The organism is Candidatus Corynebacterium faecigallinarum, assembly GCF_052264515.1.
GTDB classification, from domain to species: domain Bacteria; phylum Actinomycetota; class Actinomycetes; order Mycobacteriales; family Mycobacteriaceae; genus Corynebacterium; species Corynebacterium faecigallinarum.
The window spans coordinates 1-980 of the sequence record NZ_JBQQOC010000078.1 but is presented as its reverse complement, the minus strand read 5'-3'; the positions used below and the strand labels follow the sequence as shown (position 1 = coordinate 980).

Sequence of the window (980 nt, the reverse complement as noted above, 5' to 3'; positions counted from 1 at the left end):
CTGATGATCCTTGGGATCGTCGGCGGCCGGGGCCTTCAGTCGTTTCTGGGGGGGTCGGTTTTGTGGGGCATGTGGTGCGTGTGGGTTGTCGGTTTCAGGTCGTGGTTTCCGACTGTGTTTCCACGACCTGGAACCGAGAACTCCAGTCGGATGTCTAACCCAGCAGCCCTTCCCGAAGCGCCCGCAGGACCGCATTCATCCGGTCCCGGGCACCAAGCTTCATCAGGATCGCCGACAGGTGGTTCTTCACCGTCCCCTCCGCCAGGTGGACGATCTCGCTGATCTGACGGTTGCCGTATCCCTCGGCCACCAGGCGGAGCACCTCGATCTCGCGCTCGGTCAGCTCCTGTACGTCGACCTCCTCGGTGCCGGCTGGTTTGGGGGAGGTCCGCATGGCCCGCAGCAGCCGGTCAGTGATCGACGGGGCGATCAGCGTGCCGCCGCCGGCCAACGTCCGCACCGCGGTGGAGAGCTGGTCGACGGTGACGCCTTCAGCATGTAGGCTCGCGCCCCGTGGCGCAGTGCGTCCAGCATGAGATTGTCGTCGTCGAAAGTGGTCAGCACCAGGACAGGGACGTCGGTGTCGGACGGATCCTCCGCCACTGTCGCCGCGTCCGAACCCGCCGTCTTGTCGGGGGACGCCACTTCCCGGAGGAACCACAGGCCGTCGTACTGCGGCATCCGAAGATCCAGCAGCACCACGTCCACCTCGATCTCGGACAGCTTGTCGAGGGCCTCCTTGCCGTCGCCCGCCTCTGCGATGACATTGATGCCACCGATCTCCAGCAAAGTGCGGATGCCCTGACGGACCAGCGTCTGATCATCGACGACCATGACCCGCACTGCGCCAGTGACGTCGTTCGCGTCGTTGGTCTCACTCATCATCGCGTCCCCCCCTCGCCGGACATCCCTGTGCCGGTCATCCCCGCACCGGCCACCTCCGTGCCGACCCGCACTGGGTCGTCCGATACCGGACGAGG

The 980-nt window shown here is 65.7% G+C and carries 2 protein-coding genes; both read right to left on the bottom strand.

Annotated elements, in window-relative coordinates:
• Nucleotides 1–154: 154 nt before the first annotated feature.
• Nucleotides 155–460, bottom strand: coding sequence for a response regulator transcription factor (locus tag ACTXPP_RS14115; protein WP_443342746.1), 306 nt, complete (start codon nucleotides 458–460; stop codon nucleotides 155–157).
• Nucleotides 430–882 (bottom strand): response regulator, encoded by a 453-nt coding sequence (locus tag ACTXPP_RS14110; RefSeq protein ID WP_443342743.1) that lies wholly within the window; start codon nucleotides 880–882, stop codon nucleotides 430–432. The genes ACTXPP_RS14115 and ACTXPP_RS14110 overlap by 31 nt, the downstream gene beginning before the upstream one ends.
• Between the last annotated feature and the right edge of the window lie 98 nt (nucleotides 883–980).